This window comes from Kocuria oxytropis (assembly GCF_040981195.1).
In the GTDB taxonomy this organism is placed as follows: Bacteria; Actinomycetota; Actinomycetes; order Actinomycetales; family Micrococcaceae; genus Kocuria; species Kocuria oxytropis.
The window spans coordinates 19,403-41,635 of record NZ_JAVFXA010000012.1; the positions used below are offsets into that span (position 1 = coordinate 19,403).

The following is a 22,233-nucleotide window of genomic DNA, read 5'->3' on the forward strand; positions in this document are numbered from 1 at the left end:
TCACCCTAATGGTCCAGGCCCCGCCCTACCCCGGATCACCGGGCCCGGGATCCTCCGGCCCCGGCCCGCGGGGCGGGTCCCCCCGCAGGAAGCGGACCACCCGGACGCCGATGACCGCTGCCCAGAGCAGCAGCAGCACGAACACGAACGCGCTGAACACCCCGTCCTCGGAGGACCACGTGAGGAGCTGACCCGCGAGCAGCAGCACCGCGGTCGCGGACAGGAGGACGAGGGCGGTGCGTTCCCTGCTTCGCTCGGACATGGCGGCTCCTGCCGGTCGGCGTGCTGGTCCCCGGATCCTCGCACACCCCGGGCCGGCGCCCACCCCCTCCGCCCAGCTCGAGGGCCCGCAGCGCACCCGGGCGGCCCGCCCGGCGGCTCGACGGGCCGCCCCGCGGCCCGGCAGGACAAAGGTGCAGGAGCCCGTGACGGACGTCTACACCTCGAACTCCGCGCGACACGCGCGCGCCGCGGGCGCGACCGAGCCCTCACATGCATAAACATGGAGATACCCCCCATCCTGGAAGGCACCCCCATGTACGAGAACACCGCTCTCGTCCCCCGCCCCCGCTGGGCCACCCGGCAGGAGATGACCGACCCCGAGACGGTCACCAACTCCCGGGAGCTGCCCGCGCGCTCCCTCGCCGGTCCGTCCCCGATCGCGCTCCTGGAGACCTGGGAGGTCATCAGCACGGCGGACGGCTCCTACGCCCATCCCGACGGCACGGTCCTCCACATCGGCCACGAGGCGTGGACCGTGGAGCAGGCCAGGGCACTGCGCGACCGCATCGGCGAGGCCCTCGCGCTGCTCGAGCAGTAGCGCCGGTCCCGCCATGACGGAGGACCCCGATCCCCGGTGCCTGCCGGGGGTCGAGGTCCTCGTGGTGCGTGGGCCCCGTGGGGCTCGAACCCACGACCCATGGATTAAAAGTCCACTGCTCTACCAACTGAGCTAGAGGCCCGTGCTCCGCCGGCGGGCGCGGCCGGTCCGGAGCGGGCACCACTCTACCGCACGGTCGCCGCCGCGATCCGGCGCCCCCCGCCGGGGCCGCCGCACCCCGGACCGACCCGGCCGCCCGGCGGCTAGAGTGATGGCCAGTCCCGTGCCACCCGCGCCGACCCGACCGGAGGACCGTCCGTGCCGCACCCGAGCACCGAGGAAGAAGGGCGCGCCGAGACGGGTCTGTTCGGCCCGTCCGCCGTCACCGAGTACCTCCAGCAGGTCGTGGAGCAGCTGCAGGACGTGCGCGACGGCGAGCCCAGTGCCTCGATCCCGGCGCTGGCGCGCGCCGACACCGAGCGCTTCGGCGTGGTCATCGCCACCGCGGACGGCCACGTGTACGAGGCCGGCAGCACGCGGGACGAGTTCAGCCTCCAGTCGATCTCCAAGGCGTTCACCTACGCCCTCGCCCTGTCCGACCTCGGTGCGGAGGCCGTGCACGCGAAGATCGACGTGGAGCCGAGCGGGGACGCCTACAACGAGATCTCCCTCCAGCCCGGCACCGGACGGCCCGCCAACCCGATGATCAACGCCGGGGCGATCGCCTCGACGTGGCTGGTCCCCGACAGCGACCGGGACCTGCGCCGGGACCGGATCCGCGAGGCCTACTCGCGGTGCGCGGGCCGTGAGCTCGCGATCAGCCCGGAGGTCCTCGCCCAGGAGCACGACGCCGGGGACCGCAACCGCGCCCTCGGCTATCTCCTGGCCTCCGCGGGGATCATCGAGGGCGACCCGGCGCAGGCCCTCGAGGACTACTTCGCCCAGTGCTCGGTGCTGATCACGTGCCGGGACCTCGCCCTCATGGGCGCCACCCTCGCCAACGGGGGCACGAACCCGCTGACCGGTGACGAGGTGTTCGACGTCGACACGGTCTCCCGGGTGCTCTCCGTGATGAGCTCCTGCGGGATGTACGACGACGCCGGCGAGTGGATGGTCCGGGTGGGCCTGCCCGCGAAGTCGGGGGTGGGCGGCGGCATCATCGCCGTCCTGCCCGGGGAGCTGGCGGTGGCCACGTTCTCCCCGCCCCTGGACCGGCACGGCAACAGCGTGCGCGGGGTGCTCGCCTGCGAGCGCCTGTCCCAGGACCTCGACCTGCACTTCACGCACACCGCCCGGGTGTCCCGCTCCACCGTGCGCGCCAGCTACCCGATCGACCAGTCCCCGTCCCTGGTGCGCCGCAACGCCGAGGCGGAGTCGGTGCTGGCCGAGCACGGCCGGGACGGGGTCGTCGTGGAGCTCCAGGGCGACCTGCTCTTCGCGGGCACCGAGACCGCGATCCGCACGATCCGCGACGTCGCCTACGACGCCCGGTACGTGGTGGTGGACGTCCGCCGGGTGGACGTGATCGCCGAGTACGCGATGCCGTTCCTGGCCAAGACCCGGGCCGAGCTGCAGGCCGCGGGCCGCACCGTGGTGGCCGTGGCCTCGGACCCGGGCTTCGCCGGCTCCTTCGGGGGCGGCCCCCCGCTGGAGGTCTTCCCCAGCCGCGCCGCGGCCATCAAGTGGGTCGAGGACGCCCTGCTCGAGGAGCACGGCGGGCCGGAGTGCACCCCTTCCCGGGTCCGGCCCGTGGAGTCGGAGCTGTTCTCCCGGCTGGACCCCGAGGACGCCCGCGCCCTCCGCGCGCTCACCGTGGAGCGGACCTGGACGGCCGGGGAGAACATCCTGCGCGCGGGGCAGAACTTCGCCGGCATCCACCTGCTCGTCAGCGGCAGCGTGTCGATGTCCCTGCGCACGCCGGTCGGCGAGCGCGTGGAGCTGCAGGTGCTCGGGCCGGGCATGAGCTTCGGGGAGCTGGCGCTGGGCACCGGGGACAAGCAGCACGTGACGCTCAGCGCCCTCACCGACGTCACCGCCCGCGTGCTGACCCCGCAGGCGCTCACGGAGCTCGAGCAGCAGGACCCGGCGCTGGGGCTGCGGCTGTGGAGGGCCCTGGCCCGCGACGGCTTCGAGCGGGCCGACCAGCAGTGGCGGGACGCGGCGGTGCACGCCGCCTCCAGCGACTGGTGAGCGCCCCGTGGCCCGGTGCGGGCCGCGGCCGTACGCTGGACGCATGAGCGAAGCGCCCCGCCACCACCGGCCGGTGAAGTTCTCCCCGGAGCAGTTCGACGCGCACGAGGGCGGCCCCGACCCGGCGCGCGTCTCGGAGGCGGCGCACCTCGCCGCCCACGCCCTGGTCTCCCGCGGGCGGGCCAGCGACGACCCCGAGATCAGCCGGCGGCTCATCGAGCTGACCGACGAGCAGGGGCTGGAGGGGATCGCCGAGATGTGGGCGGAGGCCCCGGCCGTCTCCCTACCGGGGGCCCTGTGGCGGCTCTACGCCCTGCGGGCGGGGGTCCGGAAGGACCCGGTGCGGATGGGCCGCTACTTCGCGGCGGGACGCGGCACCGCGCAGGTCTCGCACGTGGTGGCCGGCGTCGCGGAGCCGCCCGGGGCGGAGGAGATCACCTCGATGGCGGACGCGATCCTCTCCGGGGCGTTCAACGGGGAGTTCGACGTCGCCCTGGACCGGTTCGCCGCCTTCTGCCGCGTGATCGCCCTCGGCCGGATCCGGCTGACGGACACGGGGCAGATGCCGGTCGTGGACCCGGGCGCGGCACGGGCCCCGAGCACCGTGGCCCTCACCCAGCGCCTCGAACGGACCGCGGAGGAGCTCGAGGCCGCCGCGAACCAGTGGCGGCGCGGGCACCTCGACTGAGGCCCGCCGCGCCGGCGCTCCGCCCCGGCGCACGGCTCCCGCTCGCTGCTCCAGCGCGCGCCCCGGCTCCGGCGCACCGCCCCGGTCCGCGGGAGCGGGGGCCGGCGGGACTTGGCGTTCCGGACGCGTGGACTACCATGGAAGCCAGGTGCCGGGCCGCGGCAGCCCCGGGCTCCATCACATAGCCGCCACGAGCGGCCTTCCGCCGAGAGGCGCTCCCGGTCCGGCACCGCCCCCTCCCTCCCCCGCCGCGGCCGCCCTCCGGGCCGCCGGGCGGCCCCATGTACAGTGGGATCCGCCGTGCTCCGCGGCGCAGGTCCCGACGCCCAGGACGGTCAACACATGGCGCTTCGCATCTTCCCGGAGGACGAGCTGGTCCTGGACCTGCTGGCGGACATGTCGGGACAGGTGACGGAGAGCGTCCGGCTCCTGTCGGAGCTGCTGGGCTCCCCCGAGATCGACGTCGCGACCCTCGACGCGATCCGGGAGTGCGAGGCCCGGTCGACCGACCTGTACTTCTCCGTGATGACCACGGTGCGCTCCACGTTCGTGATCCCCATCCCCCGGCAGGACGTCTACATCCTCGGGCACTGGCTCAATCAGGCCGCGGAGGAGCTGCTGGCCGTCGGGGAGGCGCACGTCGCCTACGCCCTCACCCGGCCGCCCTCCTACGCCACGGACCAGCTCGCGGTGATCGAGCGGATGTCCGAGCTGACCACCCGGGCGATGCGCGATCTCGGCAGCCTCCAGGGGCTCGACGACTACTGGTACGAGATGCTGCGGCTGGGCAAGCAGGCGGAGCGCATCTACCAGCTGCACATGTCGCACCTGCTCGAGCACCACAAGGCGATCCCCGCCCTGCGGCGCGAGCGCGCCGTCCGGCGCTTCGTCGGGGCCGCCCGGGCGCTGGGGCGGGTCTCCACCGAGGTGGGCCGCATCGTCGTGGCGGAGTCCTGAGGTCGTGCTGACGGCCCTGACCGTCGTCGGGATCGCCCTGGGCCTGGCCTACGTCGTCGTCAACGGCTTCCACGACGCCCCCAACGCCCTCGCGCTGCCCGTGCGCTTCCGGGCGCTCACCCCGCGGGTGGGCCTGGTGTTCAGCGCGCTCGTCAACGTCGCCGGCGTGTGGGCCGCCGCGTTCCTGTTCTCGGACTGGATCATCTCGGGCGTGCCCGTGCCGCACGACGCGGTGGGCTCCGCGGCGATCGTGTGCTCCCTGCTGACCACGATCGGCTGGAACCTGCTCACCTGGTGGCGGGGCATGCCCAGCTCCTCGACCACGGCCCTGTCGGGCGCGCTGCTGGGTGCTCTCCTCGGGGCCCACGCCGTGGACCTCGTCGGCGCGAACCCGCTGACGGTCGCCGCCCTGTACCAGGTCCTCGTGCCCCTCCTGCTCGCGCCGCTGGCCGCGTACGCGGCGGCCTGGGTGCTCGTGGTCCCCCTGCTGCACCTGCTGCGGCACTCCGAGCCGGGCGCCACCATGTTCCGGTCCCGGCTGGTCCTCGCCATCGGCGCGGCCGCGGTCTCCTTCGGGCACGGCGTCCACCACGGCCGGCGGGCCGCGTGGATCCTCGCGACGCTGCTGCTGTGCGCGGGCGCCGCGGATCCCCTCGAGGGGTCCGCCCCGTGGCTGTTCCTGGTCGTCGCGGGCGGGCTGGCGGCGGGCACCCTGCTGGGAGCCTGGCGGATCGCCTACACCCTGTCCTCCCGGATGATCACGATCGACCCGTTCCGCGGCGCCGTGGCCCAGGGCGTGGCGGGATCCCTGCTGTTCCTGGGCGGCACCCTGATCCCCCTGCCGATGTCCACGTCCCAGACCACCGCCGCCGCGATCCTGGGGGCGGGGCGGCAGCAGCGCTTCCACACGGTCAACGTCCGGGTGGTGCAGCAGGTCCTGCTCACCTGGGTCCTCACCGTCCCGGCGTGCGGGGCGATCTCCGGCACGCTGCTGCTCGCCCTCTCACCGCTGCTGTAGGGCCTCGCGCAGCCGTCGGGCCCGGGGCACCGGCGACGACGGGCGCCGGCCGCCCCTGGGGGGGGTGGCCGGCGCCCGTCGTCGTCGGGGGCGGGGCGGATCAGCCGAAGCGGCCGGAGACGTAGTCCTCGGTCTGCTTCTCCGTGGGGTTGCTGAAGATCTCGGTGGTGGGACCGTACTCGATGAGCTTGCCCGGCTTGCCGGTGCCGGCGATGTTGAAGAAGGCGGTCCGGTCCGACACCCGGGAGGCCTGCTGCATGTTGTGGGTGACGATGACCACGGTGTACTCCTCCTTGAGCTCGCTGATCAGGTCCTCGATCGCCAGCGTGGAGATCGGGTCGAGCGCGGAGCAGGGCTCGTCCATGAGGATGACCTCGGGCTTCACCGCGATCGCCCGGGCGATGCACAGACGCTGCTGCTGGCCGCCCGAGAGCCCGGACCCCGGCTTGTCGAGGCGGTCCTTGACCTCGTTCCAGAGGTTCGCCCCGCGCAGGGAGCTCTCCACCAGGTCGTCGGCGTCGGAGCGGGAGATCCGCTTGCTGTTGAGCTTGACCCCCGCCAGCACGTTGTCGCGGATGGACATCGTGGGGAACGGGTTGGGCCGCTGGAAGACCATCCCGATCATCGAGCGCACCAGGACGGGGTCCACGCCGGGACCGTAGAGGTTCTCCCCGTCCAGGAGGACCTGGCCCTCGGCGCGGGCCCCGGGGATCACCTCGTGCATGCGGTTGAGGGTGCGCAGCAGGGTGGACTTGCCGCAGCCGGACGGGCCGATGAACGCGGTCACCGAGCGGGCGTCGATCCCCATGGCGACGTCCTCGACGGCCAGGAAGTCGCCGTAGTAGACATTGAGGTTCTCGACGTCGATTCGCTTGGACATGTGTGTTCCTTGCTTCTTTCTCGCAGAGGTCGTGCGGGCGGGTCGGGCGCTGCGCGCAGGCGCTCCGGTGGGAGCGCCGTGCGTCAGCGGCCGGCGGTCTTGGGGGCGAACGCCCGGGCGACGAGCCGGGCGATCAGGTTCAGCAGCATCACGATCAGGATCAGGATCAGCGCGGCCGCCCAGGCCCGCTGCTGCGAGGGGTCCGGGTTGGTGGGCGAGGTGGGCGTGAGGATCTGGTAGTAGATGAACGTCGGCAGCGTGGTCATCCAGCCGGAGAACGAGTTCCAGTTGATGGCCGTCGCGAAGCCCGCGGTGACCAGCAGCGGGGCCGTCTCCCCGATCACGCGGGCGATCGCCAGGGTCACCCCGGAGGCGATGCCGGAGATCGCGGTGGGGATGACCACCTTGAGGATGGTCCGCCACTTGCGCACGCCCAGGGCGTAGGCCGCCTCGCGCAGCTCGTTGGGGACGATCTTCAGCATCTCCTCGGTGTTCTTCACGACCGTGGGGATCATCAGCACGGTCAGCGCGACCGCAGCCACGAAGCCGAAGCGGGTGGACGGACCGAACAGGAGCCCGAAGAGCGCGGCCGCGAACAGGCCCGCCACGATGGAGGGGATGCCGGTCATGACGTCCACGAAGAACGTGATCGACTTCCCGAGCCAGCCGCCCTTCGAGTACTCCACGAGGTAGATCGCCGTGAGCAGGCCGATCGGCACGGACATGAGCGTGGCCCAGAAGGTGATGGACACGGTGCCCACGATCGCGTGGTACGCCCCGCCCAGCACGGGCCCGCCCTCCGCGACCGCGGTGTTGTCCGTGGCGCCCGTGACGCCGTTCATGGAGGTCAGCAGCAGGTTGGAGGTCAGCCCGGGCAGTCCGTTGGCGAGCACCGTCCAGATCACGGAGATCAGCGGGATCACCGCCAGGAGGAACGCCGCGTGGACCAGGTAGGTCATCAGCGAGTCGGCGCCCTTGCGCGGGCCCTCGACGGCGGTCACGGCGACCGGGGCCGCCACGAGGAACAGCACGACGGCGAGGACGGCCCAGAGGACCGTGGAGAACCCCAGCAGCGCGGCCAGGGCGGCGCCCACCACCACGGCGGCGAGGGCGATCACCGGGACGAGCCACGTCGGCTTCTGGTTGCGCGTCAGCGTGGGCCGGCGCCCCGCGGGGCCCGGGGACGCGTTCGACTGGCGGAGGGATGCGGTCGACATCAGTTGGCTCCCGAGAATTCCTTGTAGCGGGCGATGATGGCGCGGGCGATCATGTTCACGACCAGGGTGATCAGGAACAGGATGAGCCCGGCGGCGATGAGCTCGGACAGCCGCAGGCCGTAGGCCTCGGGGAAGTTGAGCGCGATCTCGGCCGCGATGGTCTGGTTGCCGGACTGCACGAGCGAGGCCGTCAGCGGGCCGCCCGAGAGCACGAGGGCCACGGCCATGGTCTCGCCGAGCGCCCGGCCGAGGGCGAGCATCACGGAGGAGATGATGCCGGGGCGCGCGAAGGGCAGCACGGTCATCCGGATCATCTCCCACCGGGTGGCGCCCAGTGCCAGGGCCGCCTCCTCGTGCAGCTTGGGCGTCTGGATGAAGATCTCCCGGGACATGGCCGTGATGATCGGCAGGATCATGATGGCCAGCACGATGCCGACCGTGAGCATGGTCTTGCCCGTCTGCGAGGCCGGGCCGGCGAACAGGGGGATGAAGCCGAGGTTCGCGGTGAGCCACGCGTAGAAGGGCACGAGCGCGGAGGCGAGCACCGTGGTGCCCCACGCGCCGTAGATCACGGACGGGATCGCGGCCAGCAGGTCGATCACGTAGCCCACGGGCTTGGCGATCCGCGCGGGGGCGTAGTGGGAGATGTAGAGGGCCACCAGCACCCCGATGGGGGTCGCGATCACCAGGGCGATGACGGCCGCGATCACGGTGCCGATGATCAGGGGCCAGATGTAGGACCAGAAGCCGGCGCCGCCGGTGATCTCCTCGGCGGGGGCCTGGAAGGTGGGCAGCGCCTCCAGGAAGAGGAACAGCGCGACCGCTGCCAGGGACGCGAGGATCAGGATGCCCGCGCCGAGGCTGAACCCCGCGAAGACGGAGTCACCCGCCCGGCCGCCGGACGCCGCGTCCTCGGCGAGCGCGGAGGGCTCCTGGGTGGTGAGGGTGGTGGACATGTCGTACGCCCCTTCGATGGCCTGGAACGAGCTGCGCCGGACGGGATCGGTCCCGGCGCCGGGATCCGGTGAGGCGGCTCACGTCGAGGACGCCACACACAGAAATGTCCCGTTCGGCGCGGGCGCGGGCGCGAGGGCCCGGCCCGCGCCGAACGGGAGCGGTGGAACGAAGATCAGCCGGCGACCGTGATCTGGTCGAGGGCCTCCTGCGCGGAGGTGCGCAGGCTCTCCGACATCGGGGCGGAGCCGGCCGCGTCGGCGGCCGTCTGCTGGCCCTCCTCGCTGATCACGTACTCGCCGAAGGCCTTGGCGAGATCGGCGGTCTCCTGCGAATCGTACTGCGAGCAGTACAGGTGGTAGGACACGAGGACGATCGGGTAGGAGCCGGAGGCGGTGGTGTCGCGGGCGAGGTCCATCGCCATGTCGTACTCGGCGCGCCCCTCGATGGGCGTGGAGTTCTCCACGGCGGTGGCCGCGGCCTCCGGCGAGTACTCGACGTACTCCTCGCCCACCCGCACGGCCACGGTGCCGAGGTCGCCCACGGCGGAGGCGTCGGCGTAGGTGATGGCGCCCTCGGTCGCGTTGGTGGACTGGACCACCCCGGCGGTGCCCTTGTTGTTCTCCGCGGCCCACTGGGACGGCCAGTTGCCGGAGACCTCCTCGGTCCACACCTCGGGGGCGGCCGCGGCCAGGTACTCCTGGAAGTTCTCGGTGGTGCCGGACTCGTCGTTGCGGTGCACCACGGTGATCCGGGTGTCGGGCAGCTCGGCGTCCGGGTTGAGCTCGGCGATCGCCGGGTCGTTCCAGGTCGTGATCTCGCCGGTGAAGACCTTGGCGAGGGTCTCCCCGTCCATGTTCACTGTCTCCACGCCGGGCAGGTTGAAGGCCACGGCGATCGGGGAGATGTAGGCCGGGATGTGGAAGCCGCCGTCGGGGCCGCAGACCTCCTGGGAGGCCGCGTACTCCTCCTCGTCGAGGTAGGCGTCGGTGCCGGCGAAGTCGGCGCCGCCGGCGGTGAAGGCCTCGCGCCCGGCACCGGAGCCGTCCGGGGAGTACTGCACCTGGGCCTCGGGGTTGGCGGTCTGGAAACCGTCCTGCCAGGCCGTCATCGCGGCCTGCTGCGAGGACGCGCCGATCCCGGTCAGCGTGCCGGAGACGCCGGCGCCGGAGGCCGAGGTCCCGGCGGAGCCGGAGCCTTCGCCCGTGGCGTTGTCCGAGCCGCAGGCGGTCAGTGCGAGCGAGCCGATGGCCAGGACGGCCGCGGTACGGCCGAGGTGGGAAACCTTCACGTGAATAGCCCCTTCAGATCACAGTGGTGCCCCACGGAGGGGCCGTCGTTCGAGGTGGCGCCGGACGGGTTCCGGGCCGGTGCGAGAGGCGGACCTGCGGTGCGACCGCGGACCTCTCACCCAGAGACGCTAGGGAGCGCAGGTGGCCAGCTTGACCCGGCAAGGTGAACGGAGGGTGAACACCGGTGCCGGAAGCCGTGCCGGAGTTGCGGATCTCACACCGCCGCCCCCGTTCCGGGGCCGGGTCGACGGCCCCGGGCCGGGGCGCCGGGGGCTCCGCACCGCTCGCCTAGGATGGCCCCATGCAGCCAGGCGACCGCACGCGAGCCGCGGCCCGCGCGGTGCGCAGCCGTACCCGGGTCGGCCTCACCCGCGTCCGGACGGGAGTGCTCCAGAGCTTCCAGATCACGGTCGCCAGTGTGGGGGCCTATCTGATCGCCGAGCAGTTCCTGGGCCACACCGGGCCCATCTTCGCGGCCACGGCCGCCCTCGTCTCCCTGGGGTTCGCAACGGGCGGGCTGCGCTACCGGCGGGTCCTCGAGGTCTCGATCGGCTGCACCCTAGGCATCGCCGTGGGGGACGCGCTGATCCACGTCCTGGGCACGGGCGTGTGGCAGGCCGGCGTGGTCCTCATGACCTCGATCCTGCTCGCTCGCTTCCTGGACAACGGCACGCTGTTCACCACCCAGATGGGCCTGCAGTCCGTGCTCGTGGTCCTGCTCCCGCCCTCCCAGGACGGGGTCTTCGCCCGGTCCACGGACGCGGTCGTGGGCGGGCTGTGCGCCCTGGCCATGGCCTACTTCGTGCCCACGGACCCGCGCAGCCAGCCCCGCCAGGGACTGCGGGCGCTCGTCGACGAGTTCTCGGGGGTGCTCCGCGAGGCGAGCCGGGCCATGGAGGACGACGACGCCACCGCCGCGTGGCACGCCCTGGTCCGGGCCCGCCAGACGCAGCCGCTCGTGGACTCCGTGACGTCCGGGCTGAAGTCGGCCCTCGAGATCGTCACGGCCTCCCCCCTGTACCGCGGCCGCCGGGCCGAGATCGAGGGCATCGCGCACTCCATCCGCTACCTGGACCTCGCGGTGCGCAATGCCCGCGTCCTCACCCGCCGGCTCGCCTCCGTGCTCAACCACGTGACGCTCTCCGAGGAGGCCGTGGTCGCCATGAGCGTCGCCCTCGACGACCTCGCGGATGCCGTCACCACCCTGGGCAACGCGCTCGCGGTGGCCGCTCCCGGGTCCCGGGAGAGCTATCTGCGTCAGGCCCGCAACGAGCTGGCGAACGTGGCCGGGCGCCTGCACCCGGGGCAGATGGGGGTGCGCACCATGGAGGGCGAGACCCTGGTGCTGGACATGCGCCCGATGGTCGTGGACCTCCTGGAGGCCGCCGGGATGACCCACGAGGAGGCGCGCGACCAGCTCCCCCGGCTCGAGGGCTGGGACCGCGCCTGAGCAGCGCCGCGACCGGATCCGCAGGACGGAGTGCTCGCGGCCGGAGCCGGCCGAGCGCACCTCGATGCGCCCGCTCGAGAGGTGGGCGAGGTAGGCGGCGGCCGTCTGCGAGCGCCCGGCGGCGCCTGCTCTCCCACGTGGCCGCCCAGGGCTGCGAGACCGTGTGCGTGCGCAGCCTCACCGACGACCTCCGCATCAGCCGGCCCACGGTCAGCGACCACCTGAAGAGGCTCGTCGACGCCGGCCTGGTCACCCGCGAGCAGCGCGGCAAGTGGGCGCACTGCTCCGTGGTGCCCGAGGCCTTCGCCGAGCTGCGGGCCCTCCTCGACCTGCGCTGAGCCGCCCGCCGCCCTGTGCCGTCCGCCGCCCTGTGCCGTCCGACGCGCTGAACCGCCCGACGCCCCGTCCCGGCCCACGCCCCGAGCCGCCCGACGCCCCGTCCCGGCCCACGCCCCGAGCCGCCCGACGCCCCGTCCCGGTCCACGCGCTGTGCCGTCCGACGCGGCGGCTAGCCTGGACGCCATGAGCACCCGCACCCGCCGAAACTCCCCCGCCTACCGCTGCACCGAGTGCGGCTGGAGCACGGCCAAGTGGGTGGGCCGCTGCGGGGAGTGCCAGGCGTGGGGCACGGTCGAGGAGATCGGCGAGCACAAGGCCCGCACCACCGCCGCCCGCTCGATCGCCGAGCCCGCCCGCCCCATCGCCCAGGTGGACGCCACCGTGGCGACCTCGGCGCCCACCGGGGTGCCCGAGCTGGACCGTGTGCTCGGCGGCGGGCTCGTGCCCGGCGCGGTCGTGCTGATGGCCGGCGAGCCCGGGGTCGGCAAGTCGACGCTGCTGCTCGACGTCGCCGCGCGCTTCGCGGAGGGCGCGGGCACGGGCACCCGCGACGTCCTCTACGTCACGGGCGAGGAGTCCGCGGCGCAGGTGAAGCTGCGCGCGGACCGGATCGACGCCGTGGCGCCCACCCTGTACCTCACCGCCGAGACGGACCTGGCCACGGCACTGGGCCACATCGAGACGATCTCCCCGCGGCTGCTCGTGGTCGACTCCGTGCAGACGCTGGCCAGCGCCGAGGTCGAGGGCTCCGCGGGCGGGGTCACGCAGGTCCGCGAGGTCGCCGCCTCCCTCATCGCCGCGGCCAAGAAGCGGAACATGACCACGCTGCTCGTGGGGCACGTGACCAAGGACGGCTCCATCGCCGGGCCGCGGCTGCTCGAGCACCTGGTGGACGTCGTGTGCCAGTTCGAGGGTGAGAAGCACTCCCGGATCCGGCTGCTGCGCGCGGTCAAGAACCGCTACGGCCCCACGGACGAGGTCGGCTGCTTCGACCTCACCGAGACCGGGATCACGAGCGTGGAGGACCCCTCTGGCCTGTTCGTCTCCCGCACGGCCCTGCCCGTGTCCGGCACGTGCCTCACGGTGACCCTGGAGGGCCGCCGGCCCCTGCTCGCCGAGGTGCAGGCGCTGCTGGACCGCTCCTCCACCGCCCAGCCGCGGCGGGCCACCGCCGGCCTGGACTCCTCGAGGGTCGCCATGCTGCTCGCCGTGCTGCAGCGGCGGGCCGGGGTGAACCTGGCGGGGCTGGACTGCTACGTCTCCACGGTCGGCGGCGTGAAGCTCACCGAGCCGTCCACCGACCTCGCCGTGGCCATGGCGCTGGCCTCGGCCGCCCAGGACCGGCCGCTGCCGCAGCGGCTGGTGTGCTTCGGGGAGGTGGGCCTGGCGGGCGAGGTGCGGCCCGTCCCGGGCATCGGGCGCCGCATCCAGGAGGTCGCCCGGCTCGGCTTCACCCACGCGGTCGTGCCCGCGAGCCCCACCGGTCCCGGCCCGGTCCCGGCCGGGTTCACCGTCCGGGAGGTGACCACGATCGGCGACGCCATGGAGCTGCTGTTCCCCTCCTCCGCCGCCGCACCGGCCCGCAGGCGGCAGGCCGCCGCGGCCGTATGATGTGACCGTGGCGAAGACCCCTGAGAACGCACTGCGCAAGACGCTGGCCCGCATCGCGCCGGGCACCGAGCTGCGCACCGGTCTCGAACGGATCCTGCGCGGTCGCACCGGCGGGCTCATCGTCCTCGGATTCGACCGATCCGTCGAGGCCATCTGCTCCGGCGGCTTCGACATCGACACCGACTGCTCGGCGCCCAAGCTGCGGGAGCTGGCCAAGATGGACGGGGCCATCATCTGCGACCGGGACGCCACCCGCATCCTCAAGGCCGGGGTCCAGCTCGTGCCGGACGCCTCGATCGGCACCACCGAGTCCGGCACCCGGCACCGGTCCGCGGAGCGCACCGCCAAGGAGACCGGGGTGCCGGTCATCTCGGTGAGCCAGTCCATGAGCGTCATCACGATCTACCTGGGCGAGACCCGCTACGCCATCGAGGGCTCGCAGTCGATCATGGCCCGCGCCAACCAGGCCCTGCAGACCCTCGAGCACTACAGCCACCGGATGGAGCAGGTGCTCGGGAACCTCTCCTCGCTCGAGATCGAGGCGTCCGTGACGGTGCGGGACGTCGCCCTGACCCTCCAGCGCATGGAGATGGTCCGGAGGATCTCCTCCGAGATCGGCTGGTACGTCCTCGAGCTCGGCGTGGACGGGCGGCTCATCGCCCTGCAGCTCGAGGAGCTCACCGCGGGCAACGGCCCGGGGCCGGACGTGGTGCTGCGCGACTACCTGCCCGACGGCACCCCGATGGAGGGCATCGAGGAGGGACTGGGACGGCTCGCCGAGCTCACCCCGGCCGAGCTCATCGACCTGCAGCGGATCGCCGTGTCGGTGGGCCTGATCGAGCCGCAGGGCAGCCTCGAGACGGACCTGCACCCGCACGGCTACCGGCTGCTGGAGGGCATCAAGTCGATGCCGCGGGCGGTGGCCAACCGCCTGGTGCGCCAGTTCGACGGGCTGCAGTCCCTCATGGCCGCCAACCTCGAGGACCTCAAGGCGGTCGAGGGCATCGGCGAGCAGCGGGCCCGCACGGTGCGCGAGTCCCTGTCCCGGATGGCCGAGACCAGCCTGCTCGAACGCTTCATGTGAGCCGCGACCGGCGCGCTCACTCGAGGACGAACGGCGCCGGCTCCGCGGTGCGCTCCCCCAGGGAGGTCACGAGGCGGTAGTAGCCGGGCTGGGCCTCGCCCCCCGCCTCCGCGCAGCCCTCGGCGGTGCGCAGACGGTTCCACGTCAGCCGGGCGCTCTGCTCCTGGCCGGGCTCGAGGGTGACCTCCGTGTCCTCGGCGCCGGCCTGGCAGTGCCGGCTGTCGAAGACGATGTCCGCGCCCGAGGTCACCTCGTAGACCATCCGGGAGGTGCCCGCGTTGACGCGGCAGGGGTCCTCCCCCGTGTTCTCCAGGGTCAGCACGAGGACCGGCTCCACGCCCTCCGGATAGCTCTCCCGGTCCGTGGAGGCCCGCACGGCGAGGTCGGGGCCGCACTCCTGGACCGGGCCCTCCGTGGCGGACGCGGACGCCGAGGCCGACGCGCTCTCGTCCGGCCGCGGGGTGAAGTCCGCGAAGGGCTCCGCCGAGGCCGCGGCGGCGGAGGCCGTGGCGGTGTCCGGGGCCGGGGTGTCCGTGGGCTCCTCGGAGCCCAGCACACCCGCGAGGGCCGAGACCGCCCCCACGGCCACGAGCACCAGCAGCACGCCCGCGGCGAGGGCCGCCACGAGCCGGCGGCGGCGGTACACCTCGGGGCTCTCGCGCCGGGACCCGGGGTGGCGGGGAGCTCGTCCGTGCTCGTCCCGCCCGTTCCCCGGCCGTCCGCCGGGGGTGCTCCCGGTACCCTTCTGCGCCATGCTCCCAGGCTACAGTGGACTCCGATGAGCTCCCTGCACACCGCCGCGTCCACCCGCGCGACCGCCGCCGCGCCGGACCTGCACCGGGCCGTGACCGACTGGTACGACGCCGCCGCCCGGGACCTGCCGTGGCGGCACCCGTCCCGCACCCCGTGGGGGGTGATGGTCAGCGAGTTCATGCTCCAGCAGACCCCTGTCGCGCGCGTGCTGCCCGTGTGGCGGACGTGGATGCAGCGCTGGCCCAGGCCCGCCAACCTCGCCGCCGAGAGCCCCGGGGAGGCCGTGCGGGCGTGGGGCCGGCTCGGCTATCCGCGACGGGCCCTGCGCCTGCACGCGGCCGCCGTGGAGATCACCGAGCGGCACGGCGGCCGGGTCCCGGCCGCGCACGGGGCGCTGCTCGCCCTGCCCGGGGTGGGCGCCTACACGGCCGCCGCGATCGCGGTCTTCGCGTTCGGGGACCGGCAGACCGTGGTGGACACCAACATCCGCCGGGTGCAGGCCCGCGTCGTCACGGGACGGGCCCTGCCGGCACGGTCGCTGACGGCCGCGGAGCTGCGGCTCGCGGAGGACCTGATGCCGTCCGACGACGCCCTGGCCGTGCGCTGGAACCAGGCCGTCATGGAGCTCGGCGCCCTCGTCTGCACGGCCCGCTCCCCGCGGTGCGGCCAGTGCCCGGTGCGGGACGCGTGCGCGTGGGTCGCCGCGGGCCGGCCCGAACCGACCGAGGCGCCGCGCGCCCAGCGCTGGCACGGCACGGACCGTCAGGTCCGCGGTGCGGTCATGGCCGTGCTGCGGGCCGGTTCGGCGCCGGTGCCGGCGCGCCACCTCACGGGTCCCGTGGACCAGGCGGCGGGGGCCGGGATGCCGCCGGAGGCCCTGCGGGCCCTGGACGCGCTGCACGGGCTGGACGCCCCGGAGGAGCAGCGCCGGCGCGCCCTGGACGGCCTGGTCCGGGACGGGCTGGCCGTGTCCGGGCCCGCCGGGGTCAGTCTTCCGGGCTGAGCTCGAGCAGCATCCGGGTGTTGCCGAGGGTGTTGGGCTTCACGCGGGCGAGGTCGAGGTACTCGGCGACGCCCTCGTCGTGCGAGCGCAGCAGCTCGGCGAACACGTCGGGGTCGACCTGGTTCTGGTTGGGCATGACCTCGAAGCCGTACCGGCTGAAGAACTCGACCTCGAAGGTCAGGCAGAACACGCGCGAGACCCCCACGGCACGGGCCCGTTCGATCAGCCCGGCCAGCAGGGTGCGCCCCACCCCGCGGCCCCGCCAGTCCTCGGAGGTGGCCAGGGTGCGGACCTCGCCCAGGTCCTCCCACATCACGTGCAGGGCACCGCAGCCGATGAGCCCGGGCCGGTCGTCGCCGACGGCCTCCACCACCAGGAACTCCTGGATGCCCTCGTAGTAGGCGACCGTGTCCTTGTTGATCAGCACCCCGGCGCGCGCCAGCGGGGCCACGAGGTCCTTGATGGCGGGGACGTCGGAGGTGCGGGCAGGTCGCAGGCGCAGGTCGGTCACGCCGCAAGTGTACGCTTGCGAACTCCCCTGACCCGCCGGGGTGACGCCGAGGGTCCGTCCCCACTTGGGTGGACGCCGGAGGGCCCGCCGCGCGGGTGCGCGGCAGGCCCTCCGGCGGAGCGCGGCGGTCTCAGTCCTCGGAGCGGCGCTCGCCGTCCCCGCGGGAGACGTCGACGTCCTCCAGGCCGCCCATCGGGTCGACCATCCCGTCGCCCGTGAGGTCGGACATCGGGGTGGAGGAGAAGACCAGCTTCTGCTCGTCCCCCTCGCCCTCGGTGTCCACGAAGATCTTCTCGCCGGTGCTGATCTCCCCGAAGAGGATCTTCTCCGAGAGCTGGTCCTCGATCTCGCGCTGCATGGTGCGGCGCAGCGGACGGGCACCCATGGACGGGTCGTAGCCCTTGCGGCTGACCCACCGCTTCGCGGAGTCGGAGAGCTCGATCGACATCCCCTGGTCGCGCAGCCGCTCCTGCAGCCGGGCCACGAACAGGTCCACGATCTGGACGATCTCCGTCTCGGTGAGCTGCGGGAACACGATGATCTCGTCCACGCGGTTGAGGAACTCCGGCCGGAAGTGCTCCTTGAGCTCGTCCTGGACCTTCGCCTGCATCCGCTCGTAGTTGGACGCAGGGTCCACGCCGGTCTGGAACCCGACGGGAACGGCCCGGGAGATGTCCTTGGTGCCCAGGTTCGTGGTCATGATGATCACGGTGTTCTTGAAGTCCACCACGCGGCCCTGCGAGTCGGTCAGGCGGCCGTCCTCGAGGATCTGCAGCAGCGAGTTGAACAGGTCCTGGTGCGCCTTCTCGACCTCGTCGAAGAGCACCACCGAGAACGGCTTGCGGCGCACCTTCTCGGTGAGCTGGCCGCCCTCCTCGTAGCCCACGTAGCCCGGAGGGGCACCGAAGAGCCGGGAGACGGTGTGCTTCTCCTGGTACTCGGACATGTCCAGGGTGATGAGGGCGTCCTCGTCCCCGAACAGGAACTCCGCCAGCGCCTTCGCGAGCTCCGTCTTGCCCACGCCCGTGGGCCCGGCGAAGATGAACGACCCGCCCGGGCGCTTGGGGTCCTTCAGACCCGCGCGCGTGCGCCGCATGGACCGGGAGAGCGCCTTGATGGCGTCGTCCTGGCCGATGATGCGCTTGTGCAGCTCGTCCTCCATGTGCAGGAGACGGCCCGTCTCCTCCTCGGTGAGCTTGTAGACGGGCACCCCGGTGGAGGCGGAGAGGACGTCGGAGATGACCTCGGGGGTCACCTCGGCGAGCTCGTCGCCGCCCTCGCGCCAGGCGCGGTCCTTCTCGTCCCGCTCCACGATGAGCTTCTGCTCCGTGTCGCGCAGCGAGGCGGCCTTCTCGTAGTCCTGGCCGTCGATCGCGGCCTCCTTGAGCCGCTTCACCTCGGTGATCCGGTCGTCGAGCTCCTTGATCTCCGGCGGGGCGGTCATCCGCTTGATCCGCAGGCGCGCCCCGGCCTCGTCGATCAGGTCGATGGCCTTGTCCGGCAGGAAGCGGTCGGAGATGTACCGGGCCGCCAGGTGCACGGCCGCCTCGAGGGCGTCGTCCGAGATGGAGACGCGGTGGTGCGCCTCGTACTTGTCGCGCAGGCCCTTGAGGATCTCCACGGCGTGCGCCTCGGAGGGCTCGTCCACCTGGATCGGCTGGAAGCGGCGCTCGAGGGCCGCGTCCTTCTCGATGTGCTTGCGGTACTCGTCGAGGGTCGTGGCGCCGATGGTCTGCAGCTCTCCCCGGGCCAGCATGGGCTTCAGGATGGAGGCGGCGTCGATCGCGCCCTCGGCCGCGCCGGCGCCCACGAGGGTGTGGATCTCGTCGATGAACAGGATGATGTCCCCGCGGGTGCGGATCTCCTTGAGCACCTTCTTGAGCCGCTCCTCGAAGTCGCCGCGGTAGCGGGAGCCCGCCACGAGCGAGCCGAGGTCCAGCGTGTAGAGGTGCTTGTCCTTCAGCGTCTCCGGGACGTCCCCGCGCACGATGGCCTGGGCGAGGCCCTCGACCACCGCGGTCTTGCCCACGCCGGGCTCGCCGATCAGCACGGGGTTGTTCTTGGTGCGCCGGGAGAGGATCTGCATGACCCGCTCCATCTCGCGGAACCGCCCGATGACCGGGTCCAGCTTGCCCTCGCGGGCCGCCGCGGTGAGGTTGCGGCCGAACTGGTCCAGCACGGCGGAGCCCGCGGGCGTGCCCTCGGACTGGCCGGCCGAGCGGACGCCGGCGCCCTCCTTCTCGGGGGTGCCCCCGCCCTGGTAGCCGGAGATCAGCTCCAGCACGGTGGAGCGCACCTTCTGGGGCTCCGCGCCGAGCTTGGTGAGCACCTGGGCCGCGACGCCCTCGCCGGCACGGATGATGCCGAGCAGGATGTGCTCGGTGCCGATGTAGTTGTGGCCGAGCTGCAGGGCCTCGCGCAGCGAGAGCTCGAGGACCTTCTTGGCCCGGGGGGTGAAGGGGATGTGCCCGGACGGGGCCTGCTGGCCCGGCCCGATGATGTCCTGGACCTGTTCGCGGGCGCCGGTGAGGGTGATGCCCATGGAGTCGAGCGCCTTCGCGGCCACTCCCTCGCCCTCGTGGATCAGCCCGAGCAGCAGGTGCTCGGTGCCGATGTAGTTGTGGTTGAGCATCCTGGCCTCTTCCTGGGCCAGCACCACGACCCGGCGGGCGCGGTCGGTGAAGCGTTCGAACATGGATACTCCTCAGTCGATGTCTGCACCCGATGCTACGCACCCGGGAGGGCGAACGGGGGGCTGTTCGCCACCGGCGAGACCACCGGGGACCACGCCGCGGGCGGCAGCGGGCAGGACCGGCCGGGGCGCCGGGACCCGCCGGCACGAGACGGCCCGGCGGGAATTGCGCGCGCCCGGCCGCGCACCGGCAGAAGCGCAGGTCGCGAATGGAATGAGGAAAAGAATTCACCCTCGCCGGGAACGGCACCACGGGGAGTTCCCCGGGGTCCCGGAAAGGAAAAGGAGGGGCCGTCGGAACGGCCCCTCCGCATGTTCTCCGGATACCCCGGGCGCGCCTATTGGTGCGCGCCGCAGCTCCTATTGGTGCGCGTCGTAGTAAGCCTTCTGCACGTCCTGGTGAATACGTCCGCGGTCGGAGACCTGGTGGCCGTTCTCCCGGGCCCACTGCCGGATGGCCGCGGTGTCGGGGTTCGACTTCCCCGCGGGCCGGGCCTGCTTGGCCGCCTGCTTGCTCTGGGCACGCCGGGCCTTGCTGATGAACGGCCGCACGGCGTCACGCAGCTTGGCCGCGTTCTCCTCGGAGAGATCGATCTCGTACTGCGCGCCGTCGAGGCCGAAGCGCACGGTCTCCTCGGCGGGCCCGCCGTCGAGGTCGTCCTCGAGAATGATCTTCACGGTCTGTGCCATATTGTGAACTTCCCTCCGCCTTTCGGCGCTCGTCCTTCCCCGGGGCGCACCGCAATACGGCGAGTCCTGGGTCGGTGCTGATTCCCCCGTGTCGGACCGGTTGATCCGGATCGTGAATTCCGGCGACCACCGGGAGACAGAACTCCCGGCGTCGTCGACTTTATCCTACAATTCCGGAACGGAATTCAACAGCACGGAATAGCGGACAATCCCGGCACCGATTCGAATTGCCGGCACGAAACGGAAAGACCGGAGAGGGCGTTCGGCTCAGCGTTCCGTGCCGCGGCCGCGGCGCGGGGAGCGGCCGAAGGGCAGGTCCTCGCCGTCGCGCCGCTTGAGCTCCTCGTACCAGCGCTCCGCGTCCTCCTGCGAGCGGGCCTCGACGGCGCGCTCGGTGCGGTCGCCGCGGAAGATCCAGCGCAGGACGAACCAGAAGATGATGCCGATGCTGATCGAGGGCAGCAGGACAGCGATGTATTCCATGGGGTCGATTCTCCCGGGCGGATCTGGGCGGCGGCTGGGGACGGGAGGACCGCGGCGGGGCCGCGGTCCGGTCTCAGTCCTGCTCCGGCTTCATGAGGGGGAACAGGATGGTCTCCCGGATCCCCAGGTCGGTGAAGAGCATGATGAGCCGGTCCAGGCCCAGGCCCAGGCCGCCCATGGGCGGGGCGCCGTGCTCGAGGGCGCGCAGGAAGTCCTCGTCCAGCCGCATGGCCTCGGCGTCGCCGGCCGCGGCCCGGTGCGACTGCTCGGTGAGCCGCTCGCGCTGGACCACGGGGTCGATCAGCTCGGAGAACGCCGTGCCGCGCTCCATCCCGCCGATGATCAGGTCCCACGCCTCGATCAGGCCGTGCTCGGAGCGGTGCTGGCGGGCCAGGGGCTGCGCCGAGGGCGGGTAGTCGCACACGAAGGTCGGCTGGACGAGGGTGGGCTCCACGATCTCGCCGAAGAGCTCGAGCACGTACTTCTCGGCGTCCCACATCGGGCCCACGGGCACCTCGTGCTCCTCCGCGATCCGGTGCAGGGTCTCCACGGGGGTCGCCGGGGTGATCTGCTGCCCCACCGCCTCGGAGAGGGCGGGGTAGACGGACAGCCAGCGCCACTCCCCGCGCAGGTCGATGGTGCCCCGCTCCGTCTCGATGGTGTCGACGCCCAGGGCGTCGGCACACGCGAGGATGATCTCCTTGATCCGCTCGGCCATCGTGAACTGGTCGGCGTAGGCCTCGTAGGCCTCCAGGGTGGTGAACTCCGGGCTGTGCGAGGAGTCGACGCCCTCGTTGCGGAAGACCCGGCCGATCTCGAAGACCCGCTCGATCCCGCCGACCACGGCGCGCTTGAGGAAGAGCTCCGTGGCGATCCGCAGGGTCATGTCCTGGTCGAAGGCGTTGAGGTGCGTCTCGAACGGCCGGGCCGTGGCCCCGCCGTGCACCAGCTGCAGGATCGGGGTCTCGATCTCCACGTAGCCGTGCTCCACGAGGACGTTGCGCACCGTCTGGATGATCCGCGCCCGCTGGACCACGACCTCGCGGGCCTCGGGACGGACGATGAGGTCGAGGTAGCGCCGGCGCACCCGGGTCTCCTCGCTGAGCTCGTGGTGCAGCGTGGGCAGGGGCCGGATGGCCTTGGAGGCCATGTCCCAGCGGTCGGCCATGACGGAGAGCTCGCCGCGGCGGGAGGCGATCACCTCTCCGTGCACCGCCACGAAGTCCCCGAGGTCCACGAGGGACTTCCACTCGCCCAGGGACTCCTCCCCCACCTTCGCGAGGGAGAGCATGACCTGCAGCCGGGTGCCGTCCCCCTCCTGCAGGGTGGCGAAGCACAGCTTGCCGGTGTTGCGCACGAAGACCACGCGCCCGGCCACGCCGACGAACTGCCCGGTCTCCTCGCCGGGCTCGAGCCGGCCGTGGGCGTCCCGCACCTCGGCGAGGGTGTGCGTGCGCTCCACGCCCACGGGGTAGGGCTCCCGGCCCGAGTCGAGCAGCCGGGCGCGCTTGGCGAGCCGGAACTGCATCTGGTCCGAGAGCTCGGCCTGCTCGGCCTCGTCCTGGGCGGTCGGGGAGGTGTTCTGCGCGTTGGTCACAGTT

The 22,233-nt window shown here is 72.6% G+C and carries 21 protein-coding genes and 1 tRNA gene; 10 read left to right on the plus strand and 12 right to left on the minus strand.

The features are described from left to right. Window positions 1-25: 25 nt before the first annotated feature. Complete coding sequence (locus QYM41_RS12735) at window positions 26-262, minus strand: hypothetical protein (RefSeq protein WP_368800137.1); 237 nt, start codon at window positions 260-262, stop codon at window positions 26-28. Window positions 263-502: 240 nt separating this feature from the next. On the opposite strand from QYM41_RS12735, the gene QYM41_RS12740 reads away from it, so the two are divergent. Continuing rightward, on the plus strand, window positions 503-820 hold the full coding sequence (locus tag QYM41_RS12740; RefSeq protein ID WP_368800138.1) for a hypothetical protein: 318 nt from the start codon (window positions 503-505) through the stop codon (window positions 818-820). Between the two features lie 69 nt (window positions 821-889). Here QYM41_RS12740 and QYM41_RS12745 read toward each other — a convergent pair. Continuing rightward, a tRNA-Lys gene (locus QYM41_RS12745) sits at window positions 890-962 on the minus strand. 176 nt (window positions 963-1,138) lie between these two features. Here QYM41_RS12745 and glsA point away from each other — a divergent pair. The 4 genes from glsA to QYM41_RS12765 all read left to right on the plus strand — a co-directional run bounded on the left by glsA (window position 1,139) and on the right by QYM41_RS12765 (window position 5,673). After that, window positions 1,139-3,010, plus strand: a complete 1,872-nt coding sequence (glsA, locus tag QYM41_RS12750) for a glutaminase A (protein ID WP_368800139.1) — start codon at window positions 1,139-1,141, stop codon at window positions 3,008-3,010. Between the two features lie 43 nt (window positions 3,011-3,053). Beyond that, complete coding sequence (locus QYM41_RS12755) at window positions 3,054-3,698, plus strand: hypothetical protein (RefSeq protein ID WP_368800140.1); 645 nt, start codon at window positions 3,054-3,056, stop codon at window positions 3,696-3,698. A gap of 342 nt (window positions 3,699-4,040) precedes the next feature. Next, entirely contained in the window at window positions 4,041-4,655 is a 615-nt protein-coding gene (locus QYM41_RS12760) for a DUF47 domain-containing protein (RefSeq protein ID WP_368800141.1), read from the plus strand. Window positions 4,656-4,659: 4 nt separating this feature from the next. After that, complete coding sequence (locus QYM41_RS12765; RefSeq protein WP_368800142.1) at window positions 4,660-5,673, plus strand: inorganic phosphate transporter; 1,014 nt, start codon at window positions 4,660-4,662, stop codon at window positions 5,671-5,673. A 100-nt stretch (window positions 5,674-5,773) separates the two neighbouring features. On the opposite strand, the gene pstB is transcribed toward QYM41_RS12765, so the two are convergent. From pstB to pstS, 4 genes are all read right to left on the minus strand, one after another. Further along, window positions 5,774-6,553 (minus strand): phosphate ABC transporter ATP-binding protein PstB, encoded by a 780-nt coding sequence (pstB, locus tag QYM41_RS12770; protein WP_368800143.1) that lies wholly within the window; start codon window positions 6,551-6,553, stop codon window positions 5,774-5,776. 83 nt (window positions 6,554-6,636) lie between these two features. Beyond that, on the minus strand, window positions 6,637-7,770 hold the full coding sequence (gene pstA / locus QYM41_RS12775; protein ID WP_368800144.1) for a phosphate ABC transporter permease PstA: 1,134 nt from the start codon (window positions 7,768-7,770) through the stop codon (window positions 6,637-6,639). Then, window positions 7,770-8,726, minus strand: coding sequence for a phosphate ABC transporter permease subunit PstC (pstC, locus tag QYM41_RS12780; protein ID WP_368800145.1), 957 nt, complete (start codon window positions 8,724-8,726; stop codon window positions 7,770-7,772). The genes pstA and pstC overlap by 1 nt, the downstream gene beginning before the upstream one ends. Window positions 8,727-8,899: 173 nt before the next feature. Further along, window positions 8,900-10,015 (minus strand): phosphate ABC transporter substrate-binding protein PstS, encoded by a 1,116-nt coding sequence (gene pstS, locus QYM41_RS12785; RefSeq protein ID WP_368800146.1) that lies wholly within the window; start codon window positions 10,013-10,015, stop codon window positions 8,900-8,902. Window positions 10,016-10,317: 302 nt separating this feature from the next. Here pstS and QYM41_RS12790 point away from each other — a divergent pair, with 302 nt between their 5' ends. The 4 genes from QYM41_RS12790 (at window position 10,318) to disA (ending at window position 14,500) form a co-directional block, all read left to right on the plus strand. Next, window positions 10,318-11,466 carry an FUSC family protein gene (locus QYM41_RS12790; protein ID WP_368800147.1) on the plus strand — a complete coding sequence of 383 codons (1,149 nt, stop codon included), beginning with the start codon at window positions 10,318-10,320 and terminating at the stop codon, window positions 11,464-11,466. Beyond that, window positions 11,451-11,804, plus strand: coding sequence for an ArsR/SmtB family transcription factor (locus tag QYM41_RS12795; RefSeq protein WP_368800248.1), 354 nt, complete (start codon window positions 11,451-11,453; stop codon window positions 11,802-11,804). The genes QYM41_RS12790 and QYM41_RS12795 overlap by 16 nt, the downstream gene beginning before the upstream one ends. Window positions 11,805-11,988: 184 nt before the next feature. Further along, window positions 11,989-13,416: a DNA repair protein RadA gene (gene radA / locus QYM41_RS12800; RefSeq protein WP_368800148.1), complete on the plus strand. Its 1,428-nt coding sequence runs from the start codon at window positions 11,989-11,991 to the stop codon at window positions 13,414-13,416. A 7-nt stretch (window positions 13,417-13,423) separates the two neighbouring features. Next, on the plus strand, window positions 13,424-14,500 hold the full coding sequence (gene disA / locus QYM41_RS12805; protein WP_368800149.1) for a DNA integrity scanning diadenylate cyclase DisA: 1,077 nt from the start codon (window positions 13,424-13,426) through the stop codon (window positions 14,498-14,500). A 16-nt stretch (window positions 14,501-14,516) separates the two neighbouring features. On the opposite strand, the gene QYM41_RS12810 is transcribed toward disA, so the two are convergent. Further along, window positions 14,517-15,254, minus strand: coding sequence for a hypothetical protein (locus QYM41_RS12810; RefSeq protein ID WP_368800150.1), 738 nt, complete (start codon window positions 15,252-15,254; stop codon window positions 14,517-14,519). A 24-nt stretch (window positions 15,255-15,278) separates the two neighbouring features. Between QYM41_RS12810 and QYM41_RS12815 the strand changes: the two genes are divergently transcribed. Beyond that, complete coding sequence (locus QYM41_RS12815; protein ID WP_368800151.1) at window positions 15,279-16,256, plus strand: iron-sulfur binding domain-containing protein; 978 nt, start codon at window positions 15,279-15,281, stop codon at window positions 16,254-16,256. Here QYM41_RS12815 and QYM41_RS12820 read toward each other — a convergent pair. The 5 genes from QYM41_RS12820 to lysS form a co-directional block, all read right to left on the minus strand. Further along, the gene (locus QYM41_RS12820; RefSeq protein ID WP_368800152.1) at window positions 16,240-16,767 is read right to left on the minus strand and encodes an amino-acid N-acetyltransferase; all 528 of its coding nucleotides are present in this window, start codon (window positions 16,765-16,767) and stop codon (window positions 16,240-16,242) included. The genes QYM41_RS12815 and QYM41_RS12820 overlap by 17 nt on opposite strands. A 130-nt stretch (window positions 16,768-16,897) precedes the next feature. Beyond that, window positions 16,898-19,462: an ATP-dependent Clp protease ATP-binding subunit gene (locus QYM41_RS12825; protein WP_368800153.1), complete on the minus strand. Its 2,565-nt coding sequence runs from the start codon at window positions 19,460-19,462 to the stop codon at window positions 16,898-16,900. A 357-nt stretch (window positions 19,463-19,819) separates the two neighbouring features. Continuing rightward, window positions 19,820-20,149 carry a histone-like nucleoid-structuring protein Lsr2 gene (locus QYM41_RS12830; protein WP_368800154.1) on the minus strand — a complete coding sequence of 110 codons (330 nt, stop codon included), beginning with the start codon at window positions 20,147-20,149 and terminating at the stop codon, window positions 19,820-19,822. 267 nt (window positions 20,150-20,416) lie between these two features. Continuing rightward, window positions 20,417-20,632 (minus strand): hypothetical protein, encoded by a 216-nt coding sequence (locus QYM41_RS12835; protein ID WP_368800155.1) that lies wholly within the window; start codon window positions 20,630-20,632, stop codon window positions 20,417-20,419. Window positions 20,633-20,705: 73 nt separating this feature from the next. After that, on the minus strand, window positions 20,706-22,229 hold the full coding sequence (gene lysS / locus QYM41_RS12840; RefSeq protein ID WP_368800156.1) for a lysine--tRNA ligase: 1,524 nt from the start codon (window positions 22,227-22,229) through the stop codon (window positions 20,706-20,708). Window positions 22,230-22,233 lie beyond the last annotated feature (4 nt).